The following is a 26119-nucleotide window of genomic DNA, read 5'->3' as shown; positions in this document are numbered from 1 at the left end:
TACAACCGCCTTCAGCGGGCCCGTAGAGATTTGTTGATACGTCGTCGGTCGCTCCCCGCCAGCCGGTAGGGTTTGGACTTGAACGTGTTCAATGTCCGTGGCGGACAGGTGGGGGAGGGGCCGTGCGCATGCGTGGACGTGCCGGTGCGGCGGGGGTGTATGTCGGTCTCGTGGCGCTCGCCTCCGTCGCGTACGGGGCCGCCGGGGCGCCCGACGGGTGGGGAGCCCCGCTGACGCTCGCCGCCTTCCCCGGCGCCGTGCTGGTCGCCTTCCTCGGCTACTACCTGCTGCCCGCGCTCCTGGGGACGGGGGAGGCGGACACGGCGGACGGGAGCACCGGCGCCCTCGACTTCCTGCCGCAGTACGCGGGCGGCGCGGTCGTGAACGTGCTGCTCGTGTGGGCGGCCGTCGCCTTCGTACGGCACTTCGCGCGCGAGGCGCGGCGCAGCCGGGAGCGGGCCGGCCGCTAGGGGCCTGTCTTTCGGATCGGCCCGACTCCGTGGCGCGGTGTCTTTGCCCGCGGCCCCGGGAAGATCCGAAAGGCAAGTCCTAGTCGACCGGGAGGCCCTTCGGCTCCTTCACGCGCTTCATGATGATCTGGGAGTTGACCTCCTTGACCCCCGTCAGGGCCGTCAGCTTCTCGATCCACAGCCGCTCGTACGCCCGCAGGTCCGCCACCGCGATCCGCAGCAGGCAACCGGGGCTGCCGAACAGGCGGTACGCCTCGATGACGTCCGGGATGTCCTGGAGCGCCGCCTCGAACGCCTCCACCACGTCGCGGTCCCGCTCCACCTCGATCGAGACCAGCACCTCGAAGCCCCGGTCCACCGCCTCCGGGTCGATCACCGCGCGGTAGCCCTGGATCACCCCGTCCTGCTCCAGCTGCCGCACCCGGCGCATACAGGGGGAGGGGGTCAGGCCGACGCGGGCGGCCAGCTCCTGGTTGCTGAGCCGGCCGTCCGCCTGGAGCTCACGCAAGATAGCCCGGTCGATCGCGTCCATGGCGCAATTATCCACCAACGGATCGGCGCTTTCGCGGGCAACTTCGCGATCTTCTTGCGTGGGGATTCTTTTATCATTGCTCATTCGAACGTATGGCGGGGTGAGGTCGAGGAGAGGGCGGACAGCGTGGGACGGGTCGTCGTCATCAGCACCGGCGGGACGATAGCGAGCCGCTGGCAGGGCTCCGGGTTCGCCGCGGAGGCGCACGGGCGGGAGGTCATGGCGACCGCCGCCGTGCCGGAGGGCGTCACCGTCGAGGTCGTGGACCTCTTCAGCGTCAACAGCCCCCGGCTCACCACCGCCCACCAGCTGACCCTGCTGCGCACCGTGCACGAGGTGCTGGCCGACCCCGGCGTCGACGGGATCGTCGTCACCCACGGCACCGACACGCTGGAGGAGTCCGCGTTCCTCGTGGACCTCCACCACGACGACCCGCGCCCCGTCGTGTTCACCGGCGCCCAGCTGCCCCTCGACGCCGAGGACGGCGACGGGCCCCGCAACCTCCACGACGCGCTGCTCACCGCCGCCCGCTGCCGCGACCTCGGCGTGCTGATCGCCTTCGACGGCAAGGTCCACGCCGCGCGCGGCACGGTGAAGACCCACACCCTGGACGCCGACGCCTTCGCCGACCCGTCCGGCGACCGGCTCGGCACCATCGGGTTCGGCAAGGTCACCGTGTCGCGCCGCCCCGAGCGGCCGGCCGCCCTTCCCCTGCCCGCCGCGCCGGACGGGGCGCCGCCGCGCGTCGACATGGTCATGCACCACACCGACGGCGACCCGCTGCTGCTGAACGCCGCCGTGAACGCGGGCGCCCGGGGCGTCGTCCTGGTGGCCACCGGCGCCGGCAACGCCACCCCCGAGACCGTCGCCGCCGTCGCCGAGGCCACCGCGCGCGGCGTACTCGTCGCGCTCACCACCCGCGTCCCCGCCGGGCCCGTGGCGCAGATCTACACGCACGGCGGCGCCGTGGACCTCGTCGCCGCGGGCGCCGTCCCGACGGGGACGCTGCGCGCCGGGCAGGCCCGTATCGCCGTACTCGCCGCGCTCCTCGCCGCCCCCGGCCCGGCCGACGCCGCCGAACGCGTACGGCTGCTGCGGCACGCCCTCGGGGACGCCGTACCCGCGCCTGACCTGGCGAAGGTGTAACCGGCGGTACCCGTCAGGGCCAAGGCGCCTTTATCGCAAGGGTGTTGGCAGAACCCCTCTGGAAGTCTTGTTCCGTGCAGGGCCGTTGTGCCAAGGTGAGGCCCCTCGCAGCCCATCAGGCCGTCGCCCGCACCGCGTGGCAGGCCCCGTAAAACGGGGCCCCCGCGCAGGTGTTCACCAATTGGTGTCCTCTCCTCTCCCCTGTCCTGGAGGAAAAGACGCCCATGCGCCCCACTCCACACGGGCCGGTCCCCGCGGGCTCCGACGCCCAGCTGCTCGCGGCGCTCCGCGCCGGGGCGACCCCGCCCGGCGCCGACCCGCTGCCCGTCGCCGCGCTGATGCACCGGCACTGGCGGCCCGTCCACGACTACGTGTCCCTTTTCGCACCGCCCTCCGCCTTCGGCCAGAGCGCCGCGCTCGTCACCGCCGCCGCGTTCGCCGAGGCGCTCGACGCGCTGCGTGACGCGCGTATACCGGCCGGCGGGAGGGACACCGCGCCTTCGGGAGGCGGGGCGGGAGGCGGCGCGGAGCCGGGCGGGGGCGGCGGGGGAGCCGGGGCCGGATACGACGGGGCGCTGCGGGTCGTCTTCCTGACGGCGGCCGGGCGGGTGCTGCGCCGCTGGGCCGGGGACGAGCGGGTCGCCGCGCTGCTCCCCGGTGTGCGGCGGCCCGCCGAACCCGCCGACGACCGGCGGCTGACCGCCCTGGCGTTCCGGTCCCTGCCCGCCTTCGCGCAGGTGCTGCTCTGGCACCGGGAGGTCGAGGCCGAGGGCCTGTCCATCCCCGCCGCGCTGCTCGGCACCGACCCGCGCGCCGTCGCCGAACGCCTGGGCGAGGCGCGGGAACTGCTGCGCGCCCGCTGCGTGAGCGCCCACCACGAACTGGCCCCGGACGACGAGTGCCGGCACTACGGGCGGCTCCTCGACATCTCGCTGCGCCGTACGGGCCCGCTCATCCCGGACATCCAGCGCCACCTCGCCGGGTGCGCGCACTGCCGCCACGCCGCCGACCAGCTGCGCCGGTTCGACGCGCGGCTTCCGCTGCTGCTGGCGGAGGCGGTGCTCGGCGAGGGCGCCGGCCGGTACGTGGACTCGCGCCCCGCGCGGCGCCGGCAGCGGGGCGGTGCGGACGGCGGGCGCGGGCGCGGGTGGCGCGGGGGAGGCGGCGGGCGCAGGGCGGTGCGCCGGTCGCGCGCGATGGGCGGGCGGCTCGCCGCATGGGCGCGCCGGGCCGGGGTGCGGTGGCCGGGCGCGGTGCGGGAGGGGATGCGGCGGGTGGGCGGGGCGCGGGCCGGTGGCGGCCGGGCCTGGGTGGGCCGGGGGCGGTGGCCCGCCGGTGCCGTGGCCGCCGCCGGGCTGGCGGCCGTGGTGGTGACCGCCGCGCTGGCGGCGGCGCTGTGGCCGGCCGGTGGTCTGGAGCCGTCCGGGCGGCGCGCGCCGGGGCCCGGGATCTCCGTACCAGGTGATGCGGGGGCCTCCCGGCTGCCGGGGCCCGGGGCTTCCGTGCCGGCGGGGCCCGGCGCGCCGGCGGATGGCGGAACTTCCGTACCCGGTGCGCCGCAGCCGGGCGGTTCCGGTGCCACGCCGCCCGCGGGTGCCGGGCCGGCGGGTGCCGGGGCCCTGCCCCCGGCCGAGGGCGCCCTGCGGACACGGCTGCGTCCCGCCGCGGCGGCCTGGCTGTGCCTGGACGTGCGGGGCGGCGCACCCCGGCCCGGCGCCGAGGTCACGCTCGCGCCCTGTTCGCGCGCGCTCACCCAGGTCTGGTCGTACGACCCGGACGGCGCCCTGCGCAACGCGGCGGCACCGCGGTTGTGCCCCGACGCTGGCCGCCTCGACGGGACGGTCGCCCTCGTCGCCTGCGCGGCGGACGGCGCGGCCGTACGGTACGACCTCACCGTCCGGGGCCTGATCGCCCCGCGCCACGGCGCCACGGCGCTGGCCCTCGCCCCGCTCGGCCGGGCGGCCGGAACACCCGTCGTCGTACGGCTCCGCGACGGCGGGCCCCTGGAGCGGTGGCTCACCGATACCCCGGCCCGGTAAAGGCGCTCAAACACGCGCCGGGTAAACATCGGTGAAAGAGTTGATCAATCGCGCGCAATTCGACGGCGATACCGGCGAGTAGCATGTGATCTAGATCACATAAAATGCCACTCGCATATCCACGAGTCCCATGGGTAAGGTCTTGGCCGAAGCTTCACCCTGGTTCATACAGGGGAAATACGGCACCTTCCTTTGCTGCTGGACAACAATCACTTTTAGGGGAGTATTGTGTCCTTGGCTCCGCGGGGGGAGAAGACGTTCGCGTCCTCTCTGGAAGGCAGACTCGACCGCAGATCGAGAGCGGTCATCCAGGCATGCATCGACGAGCTGACCGCCCTGCTCCAGGGCGACGCCGACGGTGCCGGAGAGCTGGTGCGCGCATCCGACGAGGCGGTGAGCGGCGGGGCCTTCCCCCTCACCGACCTCCAGCAGGCGTACTTCGTCGGCGAGCAGGGCGTCGGCCGGCAGGCCGCCCCCGCCCTCTACATCCACGAATACGCCTTTCCGTCCGGCGCTGTCCCGGATTACGGCAGACTCGATGACGCGCTCCGCAGAATCCGGCGCGCCAGATCCGCCATGAGACTCCGGATCACACCCGACGGAATGCAGTCCGTGGACCCCGTCCCGGAATCGGCGGAGGAATTCGGGAAAGCCGAAATCCTGGAGCTGCGGGACCTCTCCGGATTACCCGGGGAGAAAGCTGGTGAAGAACTCTCCCGGCTTCGCGAATCCCTCACCGACGACATTCCCCCGCATGACGCGGGACGCCCCTTCCTGTTACGCCTCGTCCTCCTCCCGGACGGCACGGCCCGCCTTCAGACGGCCCTCCGGCTGACCGCCTTCGACGGCGTCACCATCCAGCTCTTCTTCGCCGAACTGGCCCGCTGCTACGCCGACCCGGCCCACCGCCCCGAGCCCGAGACGCTCACCTTCCGCGACTACGTCCTGAAGCAGCGCGACCGCGCCGCAGCCGCCGCCCGCGAGGCCGCCCTCCGCGCCTGGGAGGACCGGCTCGACACCCTGCCGCCCGCCGCCGACCTGCCCCGCGCCCCCGGCGCCGCCGAGCACCGCGAAGGCACCGGCGGGCCCCTGCGACGCACCGCGCACCGCCTGGGCCCCGACGCGTGGAAGCGGTTCCGCCACCACGCCGCCGAGGCCGGGCTCTCCGCGGGCGCCGCACTCGCCGGCCTGTACGTCGAGACCCTGCTGCGCTGGTCCGGCGGACGCCCCGGCACCGTCACCGTCCTCGCCTCCGAGCGCGCCGCGGGACCCGCCGGCGCCGACCGGGTGTGGGGCAGCGGCGCCACCACCGTGCTCGTCGGCTTCGAGGCGGGCGACGGCACGTTCGTCGAGCGCTGCAGGGCGTTCCAGGACCGGCTGTACACCGCCATGGAGGCGGGCGAGGTCTCCGGCGTCGAGGTCGGCCGCATGCTCAACCAGCGGCGCGGCACCACCGGCAACCCCGTCCCGTACGTCTTCAGCAGCGGACTCGGCCTGGTCGACGGCATCGAGGACGGCTTCCGCCTCAAGCTGCCCGGCGCGACGCTCGTCCACAGCGCGATCAGCACCCCCGAGGTGCTCCTCGACCACCAGGTCTACGAGCAGTCGGGCGACCTGGTCTGCAACTTCGACCACGACGCGTCCGCGTTCCCGCCCGGCCTCGTGGACGACCTCGCCGCCTACCACCACGAGCGCCTCCAGCGGCTGGCCGCCGACCCCGCCGAGTGGACGCGCGGCGGCCCCGACCCGCTCCCCGAGGACCAGGTGCGCGACCGCAGGCGGGCCAACGACACCGCCGAGGCCGGACTCGAGGGCGAACTGCACGAGGCCGCCATGGAGCGGTTGCGCCGCGCCCCGGACGCCACCGCCGTCATCGACGCCGAGCGCTCCCTCAGCCACGCCGAACTGGACCGGCTCTCCGGTGCGCTGGCCGCGCGGCTGCGCGCCGCGGGGATCGGCGCCGACCCGGCGCGGACCGACCTCGTCGCCGTGCGCGTACCCAAGTCGTGGCAGCAGACCGTCGCCGTCCTCGGCGTCCTGCGGGCCGGCGCCGCCTACCTGCCGACCGCGCCCGGCTGGCCGGCGTCCCGCGTCGCGCAGGTCCTGCGGCAGAGCGGCGCGGCCGCCGTCGTCGCCCCCGCGGGCACGGGCCCCGACGGCCTCGCCGAACTCCGCGACCTCCCGGACCTGCCCGTCGTCCCCGTACCCGGCGCCGACGATCCGCGGGCCGCGAAGGACGCGCCGGAGGCGGCGCCCGACGGGCTCGGCGGCGACCGCGGCCGCACCGCGTACGTCATCTACACCTCCGGCTCCACCGGCACCCCCAAGGGCGTCGTCATCTCCCACGGGGCCGCCGCCAACACCCTGCGGGACCTCGACCGGCGGTTCGCCCTCGGGCCCGCCGACCGGGTCCTGGCCGTGTCGTCGCTCGCCTTCGACCTGTCGGTCTTCGACATCTTCGGCACCCTCGGCGCGGGCGGCACCGTCGTCGTCCCGCCCGACAGCGGGGTACCCGACCCCGAGACCTGGGGCGAGCTGTGCCGCCGCCACGGCGTCACCGTCTGGAACTCGGTGCCCGCGCTGCTCCAGGTCACCCTGGAGTACTTCGGGGACCGGGCCGCTGAAACGTTCCGCTCGCTGCGGCTCATCATGCTCAGCGGCGACTGGATCCCGCTGCCGCTGCTCGACCGGATCGCCCGCGTCTGCCCGGACGCCCGCGTCATCGCCATGGGCGGCGCCACCGAGGCGTCCATCTGGTCCAACCACTTCTGGGCCGACGAGCAGCCCGAGGGCTGGTCCAGCGTCCCGTACGGCTATCCGCTCGCCAACCAGACGATGCACGTCCTCGACGAGCGGCTCGCCGACGCGCCCGTGTGGGTCCCCGGCGACCTGTACATCGGCGGCGCCGGGGTGGCCGACGGCTACCACCGCGCGCCCGCCCTCACCGAGGCGTCGTTCCTCACCCACCCCGTCACCGGCGAGCGGCTCTACCGCACCGGCGACCGGGCCCGCTACCGGCCCGGCGGCATCCTGGAGTTCCTCGGCCGCGAGGACGCCCAGGTCAAGGTCGGCGGACACCGCATCGAACTGGGCGAGATCGAGGCCCGGCTCGCCGCCCGCCCCGAGGTGGAGCACGCCGTCGCGCTCGTCGCGGGCAGCCGCGAGGAGCCGTACCTGGCGGCCTTCGTCACCCCGGCCGCCGGCGCGGGCGCCGACGCCGACGCCGGCCCGGCCTCCGGCGGGACGCCCGCCCCCGCCACCGGCCCCGACCCGGAGGCCCTGCGGGCCCACCTGGCCGCGGAGCTCCCCCCGTACATGGTCCCGCCGGTCCTCCAGGTCGTGGACGCCGTGCCGCTCAGCTCCAACGGCAAGGTCGACCGCAAGGCGCTGCTCGCCCGGCTCGCCGGGGCCGCGGTGCCGGACGCCCCCGGCCGCACCGCAGCGGGCGTCGCCCCCCGCACCCCCGAGGAGGCGACCCTGCTCGGACTGTGGCGGGAGCTCCTCGGGCCCGAAGTGCGGGGCGTCACCGACGACTTCTTCGCCCTGGGCGGCAACTCCCTGCTCGCCGTGCGGCTGTTCCACCGCATCAAGGCCGCGTTCGGCCGCACCCTGCCGCTCGCCGCCCTGATGCGCGGCAGGACCGTCGCCGAACAGGCCGCGCAGCTCGGCCGCGACGACGACGAGCGCCAGTCCGCATCGCCGCTCGTCCGCATCAGGGACGGCGCCCCCGGCATCACGGGCGCAGCCCGGCACCTGGTGCTCGTCCACCCCGTCGGCGGCGACGTCCTCTGCTACGACCGGCTGGTCCGCGAACTGGCCGCGCACCCCGCGGCCGCCCGCGCCGCCGTGTACGGGCTGCGCGCCACGGGCCTCCTCGCGGGGGAGCGGCCCGCACCCGACATGGACGCCCTCGTCGCGGCGTACGCCGACGCCGTGCTGGAGGCCGTACCCGCCGGTGAACTGCACCTCGCCGGCTGGTCCATGGGCGGCACGGTCAGCGTCGACCTGGCCGCCCGGCTGGAGGAGCGGGGCCGGACGGTCGCCTCCGTGACGGCGCTCGACTCCTTCACCGGCGACCCCGGCGCCCCGGCGCCCACCTTCCGGCAGCGGCTCGCCGGCTTCTTCGCCGACCTGGCGCAGGGCGCCGACGTCACCGGCCGCATCCCCGGCGACGTGCCCGCGGCGGCACCCGGCGACCCGGCGGACCTCGCCGCCGCGCTGCGCGCCGTCCAGGACGCCCTGCTGGGGGCCGGACTGCTCGCCGGGCCGCTCCACGACGACGACCTGGTCCGCCTGTTCACCGTGTACGCCGCGCACTCCACCCTCCTGGAGGCGCACGAACCGGCTCCGGCCCACCCCCGGCTGCGGCTGCTGCGCGCCCGGGGCACCGACCGGGGGGCCTTCCCCGCGCTCGTCCCGCTGGAGGAGCGCCTCACGGGGGCGGCGCCGCCGCAGTGGCTGGACGGCGACCACTACTCCGTCATGGCGCCCGAGGCCGCGCCCGGCCTCGCCGCCCTCATCGCGGGCCGCCTCCCCGGCCGCCCGGTGGACGAGTCGTACCTCGACTCGACCCTCTGGTGCTGAACGGCGCCCCGGCCACCCGGCCGACGGCGCGGCGCCACCCCGGCCGCGCCCGGAGCCGGCCCGGCCGGGCGCCCCCACCCAGGACAGACCGACGACGTTCCGACCTGCTCAGCCGACGAGACGAAAGAGGCCACGCACATGACGAGCACCGCGGGCAAGAACGAGATCTGGAACTCCGGCACGTTCGACTCGATGCGCCGCAAACTCATCCCCTCCTTCGACCTGATCTACTCGACCGGCGTGTACGCGGTCGTCGAGACCGTTCCGAGCCGGGCCCGCGTCCTCGACCTGGGCGCCGGCACGGGCCTGCTCGGCGGCGCCATCCTGGAGCGGCTCCCCGAGGCCGAGCTGGTCCTCGTGGACCACTCCGACGCGATGCTGGCCAAGGCCCGCGAGCGGTTCGCCGGCAACCCGCGGGTGACCATCGAGGTCGCCGACATGAAGGACCCGCTGCCGCAGGGCCCCTTCGACGCGGTCGTCTCCGGCCTCGCCATCCACCACCTCACGCACGCCGAGAAGGAGGACCTCTTCCGGCGCATCCACGAGGTGCTCACCCCCGACGGCGTCTTCGTCAACGTCGAGCAGCTCGCCGGGCCCAACGCCCGCATCGAGGCGATGTACGACGCGCAGCACGAGGCGCACGTCCAGCGCTCCGAGTGCCCGCCCGACGAGTGGGCCGCCGGCCGCGAGCGGATGAAGCTCGACATCTGCGCCACGACCGAGATGCAGCTGGAGTGGCTGCGCAAGGTCGGCTTCAGCCAGGTCGACATCCTCGCGAAGGACTGGCGCTACGGCACCTACGCCGCCTGGAAGGCCGCATGAGCGGCGTCCTGACCCGGGCGGTCGCCGACGTGGCCGCCCGCCACCCCGGCAAGACCGCCATCCGCGACGTGGACGGCACCGACGTCGCCTACGGCGACCTCGTCGCGCGGGTGGAGCGGCTGGCGGCGGGGCTCCACGCGCGGGGCGTGCGGGAGGGCGACACCGTCGCGTTCGCCCTGCCGAACAGCGCCCGCTACATCGCCCTGATCCTCGCCCTGGCGTCCCTCGGCGCCCGGTACGTGCCGCTCATGGGCGACTTCACGCCCGAGGAGACCGCCCGCGCCCTCGACCAGGCCCGGCCCGTGCTGCTCGTCGCGGCCCGCCCGCACCACGCCGCCGGGGCCGTGCCGGAGGTCGCGCCCGAGGCGCTGGAGGCCCCGGCGCCGCCCGCGCCGGTGCCCCCGGAGCCGTACGCGGGGCTGTTCCGGCAGCTGTGGACGTCCGGGTCGACGGGCTTCCCGAAGATGATGGTGTGGCGGCAGGACCGGTTCGTCACCGAGCGGCGCCGCTGGCTCGCCGACACCGGCATGACCGACGCCGACACGTACTACTGCCGCCACCCGCTCGACGTCGCGCACGCCACCGACCTGCACGTGTTCGCGGCGCTGCTCAGCGGGGCGCGGCTCGTGCTGGCCGACCCGGCGGCGCCCGCCGAGGCCCATCTGGAGCGGCTGCGCGCCGAACGGGCGACCGTGATGAGCGCCCTGCCCGGCCACTACGCGGACCTCGTCGAGGCCGCCGTGCGCGCCGGGGACGGCGGCGGACTGCCGGACCTGCGCAGGCCGCTGTGCGGCGGCGCCTATCTGCCGCCGGCCGTCGTCCGCGACGCCGCCGAGGTGTTGGGCGTCCGCATCCGGCAGATCTACGGCTCCACCGAGTTCGGCATCGCGCTCGGCAACATGGCCGACGAGGTGCAGACGAGCGGCGCCATGGTCCCCGTCGAAGGGGTGGGCGCCCGCGTCGCGCCGCTGTCGGACCGCGCGCCCGGCACGGGCGAGCTGGTGCTGCGCTCCGACTGCACCAGCGAGGGCTACCTCTTCGCGGACGAGGCGAACGCGCGGACCTTCCGGGACGGCGAGTTCTGGACCGGCGACGTGGCCGAGCGGCTGCCCGGCGGCGCGTTCCGGATCATCGGGCGGGTCACCGAGGTCCTCGCCACCCCGGCCGGGCCGCTCCTCGCGCCCGTCCTGGACGCCGAGATCGCCGACGCCTGCCCGGGCACGGCCGCCGTGGCGCTGCCCCTCGACCCGGGCGGCTTCACCGGCCGGGTCGCCGTGGCCGTGTGCCCCGCGCCCGACGCGGCGGCGCAGGACGTGGTCAAGCAGGTCGAGGCGCTCCTCGCGGGCCACGGCCTGGACGGGGCGGCGCACCTCGTGGACGCCATTCCGCGCACCCCCGTCGGCAAGGTGGACAAGCCGCGCCTGCGGACCCGCCTCGGCCTGGCCGGGAAGCGGTGAGAACCGGTGGACAGGACGGTGAGACAGCAGTGCTGACGTACGAACGGCGCGGCTCGGGCCCCGCGGTCGTCCTCGTGCCCGGACTGGGCGCCACCCGCGACTTCTTCGCCCCGGTGGCGGCCGACCTCGGCCGCGACCACACGGTCGTCGCGGTGGACCTGCCCGGCCACGGCGCGACCGCCCTCGGGGACGGCGCCGAACCGACCCTCCGCGACGCGGCGGCCGGGCTGCGCGCGGTCGTGGAGAGCCTGGGCCTGACCGACATCGCCCTCGTCGGCTGGTCGCTGGGCGCCACGGTCGCCTGGACGTACCTGGAGGAGTACGGGACCGGCGGGGTGCGCGCGCTGGTCTCCTGCGAGCAGACGCCGTGGTTGCTGGCCGACGGCGGCTGGGAGTACGCGGCGTTCGGCAGCCTCGACGCGGCCGCCGCGAAGGACCTGCTGGAACAGGTGCGGCAGGACCCCGCCGGCTTCGCCGAGAACCTGGTGCGCGGCTCCTTCGCGACCGGCTCCGAGCCCGACCCGGAGCTCGCCGCCGCCCTGGTGCGCAAGGCCCGCCGCACGGCGCCGGCCGCGCTCACGGGACTGCTCGCCGACGTCCTGCGGCAGGACTGGCGGGAGCGGGTCGGCTCGCTGGGCGTCCCCACCCTGCTCGTCCACGGCGCCCGCAGCGGCGTCTACCCGCCGGAGGTGGGGACCTGGCTCGCCAAGGCGGTCCCCGGCTCCCGGCTGGAAGTCTTCGAGGACTCCGGGCACCTCCCCTTCCTGGAGGAGCCGGACCGCTTCTGCGCGGCCGTCCGCGGCTTCCTGGCGCCCGCCGGGCCGGACACGGCCCCCGCCGGCCCCGGCACGGCAGCCGCCCCGAACGGCTCGACGCCCGCCCCGCACGACACGAACGGAAGGTGACGACCTCCATGTCCACATCCACCGAGCAGTTGGCGCAGCGGCTGTGCTGGATCTACCCGGACCGGGGCACCGTGCGCCAGCGCGCCGCCGAGGCCGACGCCATCTGGACCACGTACACGAAGATCGCCGCCGACTGCGGGCTGCGGATGTCCATCCACAAGTCCGAGGCGCTCGCCGCCGAGATGCTGGACGAGGGCGAGCCGCGGGTCTTCCTGGACGGCGAGCGGATCACCCCCGAGGACACCATCCTCGTCACGTCCCTGTGGTCGCTGCCGCACCAGGTGAACGAGGTGTGCAACCAGCTGTTCGCGTACTCGATCGTCGAGCAGGCCGGCTTCTACCTCCCGATCCACCCGCGCATGTCGTACATCACCACCGACAAGCTCGCCACGATGCTGTACCTGAAGGACAGCCCCGTGCGGCGCGTGCCGACCGTCCGGATCGGCACCGGGCGCGACGCGATCAGCCGCCACTACGAGCCGGCGCTCGCCAACCTGGAGTACCCGCTGCTGGTGAAGCCGGCCTACTGGGGCATGGGCATCGGCGTGTGCCTGGTGCGCAACGAGCACGAACTGCGCGGCGTCATCGGCCTCGCGGGCGGCGCCGACACGGCCCTGGTCGTCCAGCCGTACCTGGGCGAGGGCGTCGAGGACTGGCGCGTGTACGTCATCGACGGCGCCCCGCACACGGTCCTGCGGCGCATCCCGCAGGGCGCGTCCCTGACGGCGAACCTCGTCAACGGCGGCCGCCTGGAGTACCCGCCGGTGCCCGACGAGCTGAAGGGCGCCATCGACTACATCGCACGGCAGCTCGACATGCCGTACTTCGCGGCCGACTTCCTGTGGGACGGCAAGCAGTTCTGGCTCTCCGAGGTGGAGCCGGACGGGGCCTGCGGCTACGCGCCGACGGAGGAGGTCGCGGCCATCCAGAGGCCCGTCATCGAGGGCCGCTTCCGGGCGTACATCGCGGCGCACGCCCGGTGGATGGCCGAGCGGAAGGGGGGCGACGCCGCATGACCGCCACGACCGGAACCGAGACGGCGGGCACCGGGGCGGCCGGCACCGGGGCCGCGGCGGGATCCTCGGGCACCATCCCCGCCCAGCCCGGCGGCGGCGCGGTCGAGACGATCGGCCACCTGCCCTGGGAGGACGTCCTCGCGCAGGCCCGCGCCCTGGAGGACCGCGGCGGCGCGCCCGTGCCGCCCGGCGCGTCCCGCCTCACCGACCTGCCCGTGACCGGCCCGGACGAGATCCTGGCCGTCACCAGGACGGCCGCCGCGGGCCCCGGAGCCGTCCTGATGTCCAGCGGCGGCACCACCGGCCGCCCCAAGCTCACCTATGTGCCCTACCACCAGGCGGTGGACCGGCTCCTGGAGCAGTGGCGCCCGCTGTCACCCGACAGTGTGATGCTGAACCTCTTCAACCCGGGCCGCATGTGGGCCTCCCACTACTACATGCAGACCTTCGCGGAGCGCTGCCGCTGCACGGTCATCCCGTCCGGACCGTTCGCGCCGGACGACGTGGCGAACTGGGTGCCGATGCTGAAGGAGGTCGGCGTGGACACCCTGTGCGGCACCCCCACCGCACTCGCCGACTTCGCGGAGGGCCTGCTCGCCGCCGGGGAGACCCTGCCGGTCACCACGGTCATCTGGATGGCCGAGCCGTGGACGGAGGCCAAGCACCGCGTCGTGGTGAAGGCCCTCCCCGAGGCGGGCTTCTGGGCCAACTACGGCTCCGTCGAGACGTACATCATCGGCACCAACACCCCCGCCTGCGACCTCCAGACCGTGCATCTGATGCCCGACCAGGTGCTGGAACTGGAGGAGAAGGGCGCGCTGCTGACCCGGCGCGGCACCGGCTGGACCATGCCCGCCGTCCGCTACCGGCTCGGCGACCGGCTCGCCCGCGCCGAGTGCCGCTGCGGCCGCCCCGACGCGCTGCGGGTGGTCGGCAGGGCCGACGACTCGGTCAGCCTGCGCAGCGCCCTGTTCAGCGTCGGCGACGTGATGCGGCACGCGCGGACGTTCCCCGGCGTGGACGAGGCGCAGCTGGTCCTCACCCGCTCCACCGACGATCTGAAGGCCGCGACCGCGCTGACCCTGGAGTACACCGGGGACGCCGAACCCGACGCCGTACGGGACCACCTCACCGCCGAGTTCTACCACCTGGCCGCCGTGCACCACCGGTTCCCGGGCGCGATCACGGCCCGGCGGGTGGGCAGACTGAGCCGGGTGGAGCGCACCAACAAGGTGCCGCCGGCCGTGTGGAGGGATTGAGTGACCCCGGTGCAGCAGGAGACCGACCGCCGGAGCGGATGGCGGGCAAGCCCGTGGACGAGCCTGATCGTGCTCGCCCTCGGCTTCTTCCTGACGATGCTCGACGTGTCCATCGTCAACATCGCCATCCCCGACATCCGCGACGACTTAGGCGCGTCGCTGTCGGACGTCCTCTGGGCGGTCAACGCCTACGTCCTGGTGGTGGCGGTGCTGCTGATCACCGCCGGACGGCTCGGCGATCTGTACGGCCCGCGCCGGCTGTTCCTCGCCGGCGTGGTCGTCTTCACGGTGTTCAGCCTGGCCTGCGGCCTGGCGCGCGACCCCGGGGAGCTGATCGCCGCGCGGGCCTTCCAGGGCCTGGGCGCCGCGCTCCTGCTGCCCCAGACCATGGCGATGATCGTCAGCCTGTTCCCCGCGGAGCGGCGCGGTCTCGCCCTGGGCGTCTGGGGGGCCGTCGGCGGTGTCGCCGCCGTCGTCGGCCCCTCCCTGGGCGGACTGCTGGTCACCGCCCTGGGCTGGGAGTGGATCTTCCTCGTGAACGTCCCGGTCGGTGTCGCGGCGGTCGTGCTGACCCTGCTGGCCGTGCCCGACCTGCGGTTCGACCGGCGGCACCGGCTCGACTGGGGCGGGATCGCCCTCGCCTCGGCGGGCCTGTTCTGCCTGACGTTCCCGCTCATGGAGGGCGAGCGGTTCGACTGGGCGTGGTGGATCCTGGCGCTGCTCGGCGCGGCCGTACTGACCGGCGCCGCCTTCTACGCGCAGCAGCGCCGCCGCCAGGACGCCGAACCGCTGGTGCCGTTCGCGCTGTTCCGGGACGGCGACTACCGGGCGATGATCGTGGTCGCCGCGTCCGTGGCGTTCGGGATCATCGGGCTGATGCTGCTGCTCACCCTGTTCTTCCAGTCCGCGCTGGGCTTCAGCGCCCTGAGCGCGGGTCTGGCGCTCGCCCCGCCCGCGGTGATCTCGACGGTGCTCGCGCCCTTCGCGGGCCGCCTCACCGACCGGTTCGACGCGAAGGCGATCCTGCTGGCCGGGCTGCTCCTGACCGCCGCGGGCATGGTCTGGACCGCGGCGATCATGGAGGTCGGCGCCGCGTGGGCGGCGTTCCTGCCGCCGATGATCGTCATCGGCCTCGGCAACGGCCTGCTGATCGCGCCCATGGCGGCCGTCGCCATGCGCGGGATGCCGCCGCAGCTGGCGGGCGCCGCGTCCGGGGTGCTGAACACCGTGCGGCAGCTGGGGCCCGTCACCGCCGTGACCCTGGTCGGCCTGCTGGTCCAGCGGCGGGTGCCGGGCGGTGAGGCCGCGTCGGCCGCCGAGTACGCCGACACCCTCCAGCTGGGCATGGCCCTGCCGATCGCCGCCATCGTCGTCGGCGCCGTCGCCTGCGGGCCGGGGGCGCTGCGCGCCCTGGTGGCCGGCCCGCGCCGGGAGGCGCCGTGACGCCGTAGCCCGCGGCCGGGGCGGGGCGCGGTCATCCCGGCCGCGCCCCGCCCCGGTCCGGGGCCGTCGCTCCAGGCCCGGGGCCCGGTCCGGCCCCCGGTGCCCGGCCGGGTGCGGCCTGACGCCCGCCGCCGGGGCCGTCAGGGCCCGCCGTCCGCCGTCCGCTGTTCCGATCGAGCCGTGTTTCAGGAGGCACCGCCCCATGAGCAAGGAAACGTTCCCCGCGGACTACTCCGGGCAGCGGGCGAGCACGCTGCCGTACGGGCGCTACCGCCCCGCCCCCGAGGTCGACCTGCCCGACAGGGCCTGGCCCACGCGCCGCATCACCAAGGCGCCGCGCTGGCTCTCGACCGACCTGCGCGACGGCAACCAGGCCCTGCCCACCCCCATGGACCTCGACCGCAAGACCCGGCTGTTCCGGCTCCTGGTCGAGCTGGGCTACAAGGAGATCGAGGTCGGCTTCCCCGCCGCCAGCGAAACGGAGTTCGCCTTCGTCCGCAGCCTGATCGAGAACGACGAGATACCCGACGACGTCCTCATCCAGGTCATCGTCCCCGCGCGGGAAGCGCTCATCAGACGCACCTTCGACGCGCTGGCCGGCGCCCCGCGGGCCATCGCCCACCTGTACAACTCCACCTCGCCCGCGCAGCGGCGCGTCGTCTTCGGCATGGAGCGGGCCGAGGTGGAGAAGCTCGCCGTGGACCACGCGCGGCTGTGCCGCGACCTCGCCGAGGCCCATCCGGGCACGATCGGCTTCCAGTACAGCCCCGAGTCGTTCTCGCAGACCGAACTCGACTTCGCGCTCCAGATCTGCGAGTCCGTCATGGACGTCTGGGAGCCCGGGGAGAACCGCGAGATCATCCTCAACCTCCCCTCCACCGTGGAGTGCTCGACGCCGAACGTCTTCGCCGACCAGGTCGAGTGGATGAGCCGGAACCTGTCCCGCCGGGAGCACGTGTGCCTCTCCCTGCACCCGCACAACGACCGGGGCACCGGCGTCGCCTCCGCCGAACTGGGCCTCCTCGCGGGCGCCGACCGCGTCGAGGGCTGCCTCTTCGGCAACGGCGAGCGCACCGGCAACGTCTGCCTGACGATCCTCGCGCTGAACCTGATGAGCCAGGGCGTCGACCCGCAGATCGACTTCTCCGACATCGACGCCGTCCGGCACGTCGTGGAGACCTGCACCGGCATGCGCGTGCCCGAGCGCTACCCGTACGCGGGCGACCTCGTCCACACCTCGTTCTCCGGCTCCCACCAGGACGCCATCAACAAGGGCCTGCGCGCCCTGGAGCGGGACGCCGCCGAGAAGGGCGTGCCGCGCGACGCGTACCCGTGGGACGTGCCCTACCTGCCGATCGACCCGAAGGACATCGGCCGCTCGTACCAGGCGATCATCCGCGTCAACAGCCAGTCGGGGAAGGGCGGTGTGGACTACCTGCTGTCCACCGGGTACGGGCTGAAGCTGCCGAGGGGCCTGCAGACGGAGGTGGCCGCGCTGGTGCAGCGGATCACCGACGGGGAGGGCCGGGAGGTCGCCCCGGACGAGCTGTGGAGCCTGTTCCGGGCGGAGTACCTGCCCGAGCGCCCGCGCCTGGCCCTGCTGGGCCACCGGATCGCGCCGGGGGAGCGGGGGCAGACCACGCTGAAGGCGGAGATCGCCGTGGACGGCGAGTCGCGGGCGCTGAGCGGAGCCGGCCCCGACCTGCTGGCCGCGTTCGCCGACGCGCTCGCCGAGACGGGCGTGGAGCCGGTCGTGCTGGAGCACGGCGAGCAGGAAGCCACCCTCGACGGCACGTCCGGCACGATGGCGTACGTCAGGTGCCGCGTCGGCCGCGACGCCTTCTGGGGCTGCGGCTTCGGGCCCGACGCGCCGACGGCGTCGCTGCGGGCCCTGTGCGCGGCGCTCCACCGCCACGACCGCGCGCGGTGACACGCGACGGGGGAGCGGCACGGGCGCCGCGCGCGGGGCGGGCCGACGGGCCGGGCGGCCGCGCCGCCGGCGCGGGGCGTCCGGTGGTGCGTGCGCTGACGCTGGACGGGATGTTCGCCGCGGCGGCCCGCCGCCACCCGGACGCGGTCGCCGTACGGGAGGGCAGGCGCGTCCTGACGTACGGGAGGGCCGAGGAGCGGGCCGCGCGCCTCGCCTCGGCGCTGGTGCGGTACGGGCTGCAGCTGGGCGACCCGGTCGTCGTGCACTGCGCCGACCACCGGCAGGCGGTCGTGGCGCAGCTGGCCGTGCTGAAGGCCGGCGGGGTGTGCGTGCCCGTACCGCCGGACGTACGCGGCCCGGCGGCGCTGCGGGTGTCGGCGCTGACGGGGGCGCGGGCGGTGCTGTGCGGGGGCTTCGCGCTGCCGCTGTGGCGCCACCACGAGCTGGTCGTCGACCTCGACGACGCCGAGGTGTGGCGGCGGGTGTGCGCGCTGGAGCCGGAGCCGTCGCTGCCGCACTCGGCGCCCGTGGACGCTGCCTACCTGCTGGTCCCGGCCGCCGAGGCGAACGGTTACCTGACGGACCACCGGGCGTGGCAGTACCACCTGTCGACCCGCGTCCGGGCCGCCGGGACCGCCGGGCAGGCGCTCACCGCCACCCGCGGGCCGGGCACGCCGGCGGCCCTGTCGGCGCTGTGGTGGGCGGTCGCGGGCGGCGGCACGTACGTCCCGTGGCGCCCCGGCCTGCCCGTGCCGGCGGCCGGGCCCGCGGGGGCGGCGGGCGGCCGGGTGGGGGTGTTCTCGCCCGAGGAGTACGCCCGCGTCCTGAAGGCCGTACGGGGCGGGAACGGCCCGCGGGCCCTGGAGGCGGCGCGGAGCGCGGTGGGCGCGCGGGACGTGCGGGGCTCCGGGGCCGTGCCGGGCGGGCTGCCGCTCGCGGCGACGGTGGTGCTGGGCGGGGCGTGCCCGCCGGAGCTGGTCGCGCACCACTTCGACGTCCTGCCCGGGGTGCGGCTGCGTGCCGAGTTCGCCCCGGCGGGCGGTGCGCTGCCGTGGACGGCGCGGGACCTGTCGCCGCTGGCCGACGGGGACGCGTCCGGCGTCGGGGTCGGCCGGGCGCTGCCGCACGTGCGGGTGTGGGCCGTGGACGGGGACGGTGCGCCGCTGCCGCCCGGATGGGTGGGCGAGCTGGTGGCGTCGGGCCCGGCGGTGCCGTACGAGAGCCTGCGGGCCGGCCTGCTGCCTCCCGGCGACGGGGGCGCGGAGCCGATGCGCTCGTCGTGGCTGGGCCTGCGCCGCGCCGACGGCAGGGTGGAGGTCACGGGGCGCGGCGGCGCCCACCGGGCCGGTGCGGCACCGGCGCGGCAGGCGGTGGGCGCGGGCTGAGACGCGGACCGGGTCGGCTCAGGGCGCCGGGCCGGGGCGGCTCAGAGCCCGGACCGGGGTGATGGACGTGCGGACCGGGGCGCGGCCCGTGGACCGCGCCCCGGCCGCCCGCGTGTCCGCTCAGGACGCCTGGGCCGTGCTGTACAGCGCCTGGGCGTCGTTGCCGAAGTACGGGCCGAACATGCGGTTCGGCAGGAACGTGTAGCCGAAGCTGTTCACCGACACCTGGAGCCCCGTCCCCGACGCCTCGCTGAAGCCCGTGAACCACGGGCCGCCGCTGGAGCCGCCGGTCATGTTGCAGCCCAGGCTGTGGTCCTGCGAGAAGAGGAAGTCCTTGGAGGAGTTCCCGGCGCAGTAGATCAGCTTGGACCCGTCGTACGGGGAGGCCGCCGGGAACCCGAAGGCGTACATCGCCTTGTTGTACCCGCCGTTGAACTGCACGCCCTGCGCGCCGGTGACGGCCGTCAGCCTCTGGCCGTTCAGCGGGGCGAGGACGGCGGCGCCCACGTCGTGGTTGATGTCCTCGCTCGCCTCCCACTGCGGCGTGGTGAGCGTCCTGGTCGCGGTCCACTGGCCGTACGGCGCCTGCCCGTCGGCGTACGCCGGGACGAAGACCCAGTTGGTGTGCCAGCTGCCCTGGTACTTCACGCAGTGCCCGGCCGTGAGGACGGTGGACTGGTTCTGGCTGGTCACGGCGTTGGCGGAGCAGGACGCCGTGCGCCCGTCGAAGGTGAAGAAGACGCGCCCGGAGGTCTTCACGACCGCGCCGCCGCCGGTCCAGGCGCCGCCCGCCTGCGGAAACGCGAGCGTGCCGAGGGGACCGGAGGCGGGCGTGGGGGCGACCGTCCTCGTCGGCCCGTCCGGTTTCGGCGCCTTCAGCTTGCCGAGCTGCGCGGGGGTGAGGCGCAGGTCGAGCGGGGTGGCGGCGCGCATCCGCTCCGGCGTCCAGAACCGGGCCGCGCCCCGCTGCTCGGCGGCGGGCACCGAACGCGCGGCGACGGCGTCCCCGGCCGCGGGGGCCGGGCCGGGAGCGGGGGCGGCGGTGGCCGGGGCGGCGGCCAGGGCGCCGGTCACGAGGGCTGCCGTGGTGAGCAGAGCGGCCGCGGGCGAGCGATGACGCTTCACACGTGTCTCCTTCTGCCGCGCCCGGACGACCGTCGACGGCCGCCCGGGCAGGGGGCGGTGGGGGGATCGCGGTACGGGTTCGAGCTGCGTGCCTCGCCTGATGAGACGAGGAGCAGAGTGCCACGCCCACCACGGATTGTCAGGAGCGCGTCACCACTTGTTCACTGGCCGGTCAGCGGTTTGGCGAAACACCGGCTGTCCTCGTGGTGCCGGTACAGGCCGAACTTGGCGCACGGCTCGTATCCGCTCGACAGGTACAGCGCGATGGCCTCCGGCTGCTTGGTGCCGGTCTCCAGGACCATGCGGCGCCGCCCGGCCGCGCGGGCGTCCTCCTCCAGGCGGGCCAGGATGCGGCGGGCCAGGCCCAGGCCGCGCGCCTCGCGCACGACGAACATCCGCTTCAGCTCGGCGTCGCCGTCCTCGTAGCCCTCGCCGTTGGCGTCCATGGCGCGCCAGCCGCCCGTCGCGACGGGGCGGTCGAGCGCGTCGTACGCCATCAGGTACAGGCCGCGCGGCGGCTGGAACATGGCCGGATCGAGCGGGGTCTCGTCCCCCTCGCCGTCGTACCGCTCGGCGTACTCGAGCTGGACCTCGTCGTTGAGCTTGACGGCGTCGGGGTGGTCGAACGGCATCGGGCGTATATTCATGCGGGGCATCGTACTTCTATGCAGGAGGCGGGTGTGGGTCTGTCGTATTGTGCCGGGATGCTCACTGTCACCACCGCCAATGTCAACGGACTCCGCGCCGCCGCGAAGAAGGGCTTCGTGGAGTGGCTGGCCGGGACGGCCGCCGATGTGCTGTGCCTCCAGGAGGTGCGGGCCGAGGAGTCCCAGCTGCCCGAGGCGGTACGGGCGCCCGAGGGCTGGTACGCATACCACGCCCCGGCCGCCGCGAAGGGCCGCGCGGGTGTGTCCCTGTACACGCGGCGGGAGCCGGACGCGGTGCGGGTCGGCTTCGGGGTGGACGAGTTCGCCGCGTCGGGCCGCTACCTGGAGGCCGACCTTCCCGGCGTGACGGTGGCGAGCCTGTACCTGCCGTCCGGGGAGGTCGGCACGGAGCGGCAGGACGAGAAGATCCGCTTCATGGACGCGTTCCTGCCGTACCTGAAGGGGCTGAAGGAGCGCGCGGCCGCCGACGGGCGGGAGGTGCTGGTGTGCGGCGACTGGAACATCGCGCACCGCGAGGCGGACCTGAAGAACTGGCGGGCCAACCGCAACAGCTCGGGCTTCCTGCCGGAGGAGCGGGAGTGGTTCGGCCGGGTCGTCGACGAGGCGGGGTACGTGGACGTGGTCCGCGCCCTGCACCCGGACCAGGCGGGCCCGTACTCCTGGTGGTCGTACCGGGGCCGGGCGTTCGACAACGACTCGGGCTGGCGCATCGACTACCACATGGCCACGCCGGGCCTGGCGTCCCGCGCGCTGAAGGCGTGGGTGGAGCGCGCCGAGTCCCACCCGGCCCGCTGGTCGGACCACGCCCCGGTGACGGCGGTGTACGGCACCTGAGCCCCGGCGGCCCGCGGGTGGCTCAGCCGAGCCAGTGCTGCCAGCGGGGCGCGGGCGGCGCGCAGCGCCCGGAGGCGACCAGGTCCTGGTAGGCCTGCTCGTCCAGGTCCTCCCAGGTCACGTCCTCCCCGTCGACGGGCAAGGGCTCCCCGGAGCCGTCGGTGAACGCGACGACGGTGACCTCGCAGCCGGGCGGGCGCACGGTCTGCCCGGCATGCCACGCGAAGGCGACGAGGGCGGCGACGCACCACCAGGCGAGCGGTATCCGGGGACGTTGGCTGAGTTCCACCGCCGCATCGTAGGCCCCGCCTCACGACCGCCCCCGGACCGCCCGCTCGGCCGTCCGGCAGCGGGGACAGGGGCGGAAAGGTCCCCCCGCTCCCACGCCCCGCCCCGTAAGACGGCCAACGCGGCGCAGTCGGCACACCCGCCGACAGGCGCCGGCCACCGCTGGGGCAGCGGGAGGTCCGCCATCACCTCCGAGTGGCTCCACGTCTCGTCGTTCATCTCGCTCCTCGGTCGTCGGACCCCGTGCCTTTACGTTCGGTCGGCCACCGGCCGCGCAGTAGGGGCATCGATAGGGGCAAGTGGTGTCCTGCCGGCTCAACTCCCCGTCCGGGCAGGGGGACGGGGGCATGATGGGCTCATGGCCATCGGGGAGTTGATCAGGGACCTGCGGAAGGCCCGCGGCTGGTCCCAAGGGCGGCTGGCTTCGGAGATCAACGCGGAGTTCGGTACGAACCTCGACCGGGAGTATGTGAGCCGCTGGGAACGTTGCAAGGTGTCACCCGGGCCCTACTACCTCCGTTGTCTGTCGGCCGTCCTCGACGTGCCGCTAGCCGTGCTTGAGGGTGAAGTGAAGCGCCGTACGTTCATCAACGATGTCGCCGCAGCCGCCATAGCCCCCTTCGTGGCGTCCGACCTGCTCAGCGCGGGGTTCGCCGCGCGGCTCGGCAAGGGGCCGTCCCCTGACGACTGGGAGGCGAAGCTCGCCACGTACGGGACCGAGTACATGAGCCTCGGCGCCGCCGACATCCAGCGTCGGGTGGCGGGTGAGCTGGTGGTGGTGCAGCAGCAGGCGGACAGCCCCCGGCTGTGGTCGGTCGCCGCGCGGCTCATGACCCTGTACGCCAAGACGTTCCCCGGCTCCGACGGCACCAGGGCGGTCAACTGGTACCGCATGGCCGCCCGTGCCGCCGACGAGTCCGGGGACGCCGACGCACGGGTGTGGGTCCGGGGCCGGGCCGCCATCGCGCTCGGGTACGAGGGCGCTGCCCTCGGCGTCGCGGACATGCTGGCCGACCAGGCCATGGCCATCAGCGACCGGCCGTCGCTCGGCCTGCTGAACGCCGTCTTCGGCAAGGCGCACGCCGCCGCCCTCCGGGGCGACGCGGACACGGCGCGGCGGCTCATGGACGAGGGCCGCCGCGTGTTCGACAAGGCGGGTTCGTACGAGCGGACCAGCGACTACGCGGTGCCGTGGTGGCGGCTGAACGTCTTCGTCTCCCTGCTCGCCGCCCGCCTCGGCGACGAAGCCACGGCGGTGGCGGCCCAGGACGCCGCCCGCCGCGAACTGCCCGCCGAACTGCCCCGCTTCGCCACGCACCTGGACCTCCACCGCGGCCTCATGCTCGCCCGATCCGGGGACGTGTCCGGGGGAGTGGCCCAGGCCCGCGCCGCCCTCGACGCCCTGCCCCCGGACAAGCACTCCCTCACCCTGCGCCTGCTGATGGCCGAGGTGGAGCGGGCTTGAGGGCGTCGAGCTGCGCCCGGCCGGTCCGCGGAACGCGTTCCGGTGGCAGTCGCCGGTGGGGCGGCGAAGTCACCGCAGCCGTGCCCCGGTCGGGAGCCCGCGCCCTCTGACTTCTGCAGGGACGTCCGCCATCTGGAGTATCGTACTGATGGCGGAGCGTTACTGCTCCGGCACACGTAGGTGATCTCGCTCGCGGGGCATCACTGTTCCCGCGCGGCCGGCACTAGAGGAGCGCAATCTCCCGTGGTAGACGTTCATCCCCGCTGCGCTTTCGTGCGGGATGTGGCCCTGCCCCCGCGCCGGGGCGGCGAGGGCTGCGCGGCGTCCGTCCGTGAGCGAGGGTGGTAACCGCATGGTAGGGAGCGAGCTCAACCCCTCCGATCACCCGAAGAAGGAGGTCCGCCGCGCCTTGGAGCGGTGGACGGGCGAGGGGTGGACATTACGCAAGGAGGCGCATTGGGGTCGGCTGTACTGCCCGTGTGAAGCGCGGTGCACCACCATCCCGATCTCCGGCTCGCCCCAGAATGAAGGGGCGCACGCGCGTCGAATAAACCGGATGGCATCCCGTTGCCCCCTGCCGCCGGACGCGGTGAATCGCAGCCTCGCCGGGCGGCCGCGCGACTAGCGGCTGGAACGTTTGTCCATATTTCACACGATTCTCTTGTTGACGAAAGTCAACGGGTCTGCGACTGTGGCGAAGGACTAGGGGGCCCAACCATGGACTACGACTTCACCTTTGTCGTCTCCGGCGTGGACGTGGATGACCAAGCAGCCGTCGCATCCTTGGAAGAGAGGTGCGACGCACTGTTGGCCCGAGCCGGCGGCGTGGACCTGCTCAGCATCACCGGCTCCGGCGCCTCGGCCTTCGAAGCGGCGCTGAACGCCGTGTCCTCCGCCCGCGCGGCCGTTCCGCAACTGAGGGTGTGCCGACTCGACCGTGACCTGGTCGGTGTCCACGAGATCGCCGAGCGGACCGGGCGCACGCGGCAGAACGTCAGTCAGTGGATCGCCGGCGCCCGCAAGGGGCAGGGTGACCCGTTTCCGGCCGCCGAGGGCACCGTGGGCAGATCGCAGGCCTGGCTGTGGAGCGAGGTCAACCAGTGGCTCGCTGCCCACGGTCTCGACGACGGCGCCGCGTACCCGACGCGTGCCGAGATGGCCGAGATCGACGTCGCCCTCGCCAACGCCGTCACGCTGCACTTCACGGTCGCTGACACACCGGGCTTCGACGCTGGGCGGGACAGGGTGGTGCAGGAGCTCGAAAGCAAGCACCTCTCACGGTTCATGAAGTACCTGGCCGGCCTCGATCTGACGACCGGCGAGCGAGGAGCCCATGTGCTGCTCGTCGCCGACGCGGGGGAGCCTGCGCACGGGGTGATGGAATGCGTGTCGAGCTTCGCCCATGACGTGATCCTCGTGACAGCGACGGACCAGTTCACGGCCACCGTTCTGTCCACGCGCGCTCCCCTGCGGCCGACCCCCGTCATCACCGTCCCTCAGGAGTCGACAGTCGGTGACTGGCTGCGCCTGGTGCAGGAGAACCCTCAAGCGGCGTTCGCCCCTGAGGGTTCGGAGGCGGTCGAGAAGGAAGTCCCCACCATTCGGCGCCGCCTCGCCATCGCCGCGTAGGCGCCGCAGCGAAAGCGGCTCTGAGGCCGTACGGGCTGATGTCGTGTCGGCGCGGGCGCGGGGCGGGCGTGCCGTGACGATGTGGCGCGCTTCAGGTGGCATGTTGGCCGGGTGATCGCTGGGGCTCTCGCTGTCGTGTTCGCGTTGCTCGCCGGAGGCGGTGCCGGTCCCGGAGGCGGTGCCGGTCCCGGCGGGGGTGATGTCGTCGTCACCGAGCAGGCCTCCCGGCGGGTCGTCGTGTACGACGGGGCCCGGCGGGTGTGGGGGCCGCCCGCCGAGCGGTGGGCGTTCTCGCCGCTCGGGGACCCCCGGTACGCCGATCTCGTGCCCGAGCGCAGCTGGGTGCACCCCGACGAGGCCAAGGTGCGGCGATGGCGGGGGCGCACCTATCTGCTGACCACCGCGTCGTACGGGTTCGCCGCCGTCGTCGCCTACCCGTCAGGTGACCGCTACTGGGCCGCCGCGCTCGCGCCCGGCACCCTCCGCGTCAACCCGCACAGCGCGGAACTGCTGCCCGACGGCTCCGTCGTGGTCGCCGGCAGCACCGGGGACCTCGTCCGGCGGTACGAGGCGCCGCCCGGCCGCCGGTACGCGGACTTCCGCCTCGACGACGCCCATGGCGTGCAGTGGGACGAGCGGCTGCGCGTCCTGTGGGCGCTCGGCCGGGACCGGCTCGTCGCCCTGCGGCCGTACGGGAGCGGGCTGCGCCAGGTGGACGCGGTGCCGCTGCCCAGCCGGGGCGGCCACGACCTCGGCCAGGTCGCCCGCGACCCCGACCGGCTCTGGGTCACCACCAACACGGCCGTCTACCAGTACGTCAAGAGCCGCCGCGCCTTCGTGCGGGACGCCCGTGTCAGCCGCCCCCTCGTGAAGGCCGTCGGCGACGACCCGCTCACCGGCCGGGTCCTGTCCACCGCCCCCGAACCGGGCCTCGCCGAGCCCTGGTGGACGACCACCGTCGACGTCCACCCCTCGGGCGCCCACCGGCTGCCGGGCGGCGGGATCTACAAGGCCCGCTGGTGGCGCCCCCTCCCGTACCCGCCGTACCCGTCCTGAGCGCCCCGGCGGCCGCTCCGGGGTCCGGGGAACTTTCCCGGTGCGCGGCGGTGTTCTCCGACACGT

20 protein-coding genes are annotated in these 26119 nt (G+C 74.6%); 16 read left to right on the top strand and 4 right to left on the bottom strand.

All coding sequences use genetic code 11. From position 1 onward, the window contains the following. Positions 1 to 128 precede the first annotated feature (128 nt). Entirely contained in the window at positions 129 to 470 is a 342-nt protein-coding gene (locus ACSUPT_RS11855; protein ID WP_436944227.1) for a hypothetical protein, read from the top strand. A gap of 79 nt (positions 471 to 549) precedes the next feature. Here ACSUPT_RS11855 and ACSUPT_RS11850 read toward each other — a convergent pair whose 3' ends face one another. Continuing rightward, positions 550 to 1002, bottom strand: coding sequence for an Lrp/AsnC family transcriptional regulator (locus tag ACSUPT_RS11850; protein ID WP_351964374.1), 453 nt, complete (start codon positions 1000 to 1002; stop codon positions 550 to 552). 126 nt (positions 1003 to 1128) lie between these two features. Between ACSUPT_RS11850 and ACSUPT_RS11845 the strand changes: the two genes are divergently transcribed. From ACSUPT_RS11845 to ACSUPT_RS11795, 11 genes are all read left to right on the top strand, one after another. Beyond that, on the top strand, positions 1129 to 2148 hold the full coding sequence (locus ACSUPT_RS11845; protein ID WP_436944226.1) for an asparaginase: 1020 nt from the start codon (positions 1129 to 1131) through the stop codon (positions 2146 to 2148). A gap of 224 nt (positions 2149 to 2372) precedes the next feature. Beyond that, entirely contained in the window at positions 2373 to 4187 is a 1815-nt protein-coding gene (locus ACSUPT_RS11840) for an RICIN domain-containing protein (protein ID WP_436944225.1), read from the top strand. Positions 4188 to 4421: 234 nt separating this feature from the next. Further along, positions 4422 to 8771 (top strand): non-ribosomal peptide synthetase, encoded by a 4350-nt coding sequence (locus tag ACSUPT_RS11835; protein WP_436944224.1) that lies wholly within the window; start codon positions 4422 to 4424, stop codon positions 8769 to 8771. Between the two features lie 138 nt (positions 8772 to 8909). Continuing rightward, positions 8910 to 9593, top strand: a complete 684-nt coding sequence (locus ACSUPT_RS11830; RefSeq protein ID WP_351964370.1) for a class I SAM-dependent methyltransferase — start codon at positions 8910 to 8912, stop codon at positions 9591 to 9593. Beyond that, entirely contained in the window at positions 9590 to 11050 is a 1461-nt protein-coding gene (locus ACSUPT_RS11825) for a class I adenylate-forming enzyme family protein (protein ID WP_404147446.1), read from the top strand. The genes ACSUPT_RS11830 and ACSUPT_RS11825 overlap by 4 nt, the downstream gene beginning before the upstream one ends. Positions 11051 to 11079: 29 nt before the next feature. Continuing rightward, positions 11080 to 11955, top strand: a complete 876-nt coding sequence (locus ACSUPT_RS11820) for an alpha/beta fold hydrolase (protein WP_365725558.1) — start codon at positions 11080 to 11082, stop codon at positions 11953 to 11955. Positions 11956 to 11963: 8 nt separating this feature from the next. After that, a complete protein-coding gene (locus ACSUPT_RS11815; RefSeq protein WP_351964367.1) occupies positions 11964 to 12971 on the top strand; it encodes an ATP-grasp domain-containing protein in 1008 nt (335 codons plus the stop codon). Beyond that, on the top strand, positions 12968 to 14230 hold the full coding sequence (locus tag ACSUPT_RS11810) for an AMP-binding protein (RefSeq protein ID WP_361655630.1): 1263 nt from the start codon (positions 12968 to 12970) through the stop codon (positions 14228 to 14230). The genes ACSUPT_RS11815 and ACSUPT_RS11810 overlap by 4 nt, the downstream gene beginning before the upstream one ends. Beyond that, a complete protein-coding gene (locus ACSUPT_RS11805) occupies positions 14231 to 15673 on the top strand; it encodes a DHA2 family efflux MFS transporter permease subunit (RefSeq protein ID WP_436944223.1) in 1443 nt (480 codons plus the stop codon). Between the two features lie 202 nt (positions 15674 to 15875). Beyond that, the gene (gene leuA, locus ACSUPT_RS11800) at positions 15876 to 17603 is read left to right on the top strand and encodes a 2-isopropylmalate synthase (RefSeq protein WP_436944222.1); all 1728 of its coding nucleotides are present in this window, start codon (positions 15876 to 15878) and stop codon (positions 17601 to 17603) included. A gap of 83 nt (positions 17604 to 17686) precedes the next feature. Continuing rightward, entirely contained in the window at positions 17687 to 18988 is a 1302-nt protein-coding gene (locus ACSUPT_RS11795; protein WP_436944221.1) for an AMP-binding protein, read from the top strand. 120 nt (positions 18989 to 19108) lie between these two features. On the opposite strand, the gene ACSUPT_RS11790 is transcribed toward ACSUPT_RS11795, so the two are convergent. Both ACSUPT_RS11790 and ACSUPT_RS11785 read right to left on the bottom strand, forming a co-directional pair. Next, entirely contained in the window at positions 19109 to 20113 is a 1005-nt protein-coding gene (locus ACSUPT_RS11790) for a trypsin-like serine peptidase (protein ID WP_436944220.1), read from the bottom strand. A gap of 161 nt (positions 20114 to 20274) precedes the next feature. After that, positions 20275 to 20760: a GNAT family N-acetyltransferase gene (locus tag ACSUPT_RS11785; RefSeq protein WP_351964361.1), complete on the bottom strand. Its 486-nt coding sequence runs from the start codon at positions 20758 to 20760 to the stop codon at positions 20275 to 20277. Positions 20761 to 20817: 57 nt separating this feature from the next. Here ACSUPT_RS11785 and ACSUPT_RS11780 point away from each other — a divergent pair, with 57 nt between their 5' ends. Further along, positions 20818 to 21615 (top strand): exodeoxyribonuclease III, encoded by a 798-nt coding sequence (locus tag ACSUPT_RS11780; protein WP_361655640.1) that lies wholly within the window; start codon positions 20818 to 20820, stop codon positions 21613 to 21615. A gap of 22 nt (positions 21616 to 21637) precedes the next feature. Here ACSUPT_RS11780 and ACSUPT_RS11775 read toward each other — a convergent pair whose 3' ends face one another. After that, positions 21638 to 21904, bottom strand: a complete 267-nt coding sequence (locus ACSUPT_RS11775) for a hypothetical protein (protein WP_361655643.1) — start codon at positions 21902 to 21904, stop codon at positions 21638 to 21640. Positions 21905 to 22261: 357 nt separating this feature from the next. Between ACSUPT_RS11775 and ACSUPT_RS11770 the strand changes: the two genes are divergently transcribed. The 3 genes from ACSUPT_RS11770 to ACSUPT_RS11760 all read left to right on the top strand — a co-directional run bounded on the left by ACSUPT_RS11770 (position 22262) and on the right by ACSUPT_RS11760 (position 26053). Further along, positions 22262 to 23368 carry a helix-turn-helix domain-containing protein gene (locus ACSUPT_RS11770; RefSeq protein ID WP_436944219.1) on the top strand — a complete coding sequence of 369 codons (1107 nt, stop codon included), beginning with the start codon at positions 22262 to 22264 and terminating at the stop codon, positions 23366 to 23368. A 717-nt stretch (positions 23369 to 24085) separates the two neighbouring features. Beyond that, a complete protein-coding gene (locus ACSUPT_RS11765; RefSeq protein WP_436944218.1) occupies positions 24086 to 24997 on the top strand; it encodes a helix-turn-helix transcriptional regulator in 912 nt (303 codons plus the stop codon). Positions 24998 to 25108: 111 nt separating this feature from the next. Beyond that, positions 25109 to 26053 carry a DUF6528 family protein gene (locus ACSUPT_RS11760; RefSeq protein ID WP_436944217.1) on the top strand — a complete coding sequence of 315 codons (945 nt, stop codon included), beginning with the start codon at positions 25109 to 25111 and terminating at the stop codon, positions 26051 to 26053. The last annotated feature ends 66 nt before the right edge of the window (positions 26054 to 26119 follow it).

It is taken from the genome of Streptomyces sp. SudanB25_2051 (assembly GCF_964272635.1).
GTDB lineage: Bacteria > Actinomycetota > Actinomycetes > Streptomycetales > Streptomycetaceae > Streptomyces.
Note: the sequence above shows the minus strand (reverse complement) of the source record. Positions and strands in the feature narration are given on the sequence as shown.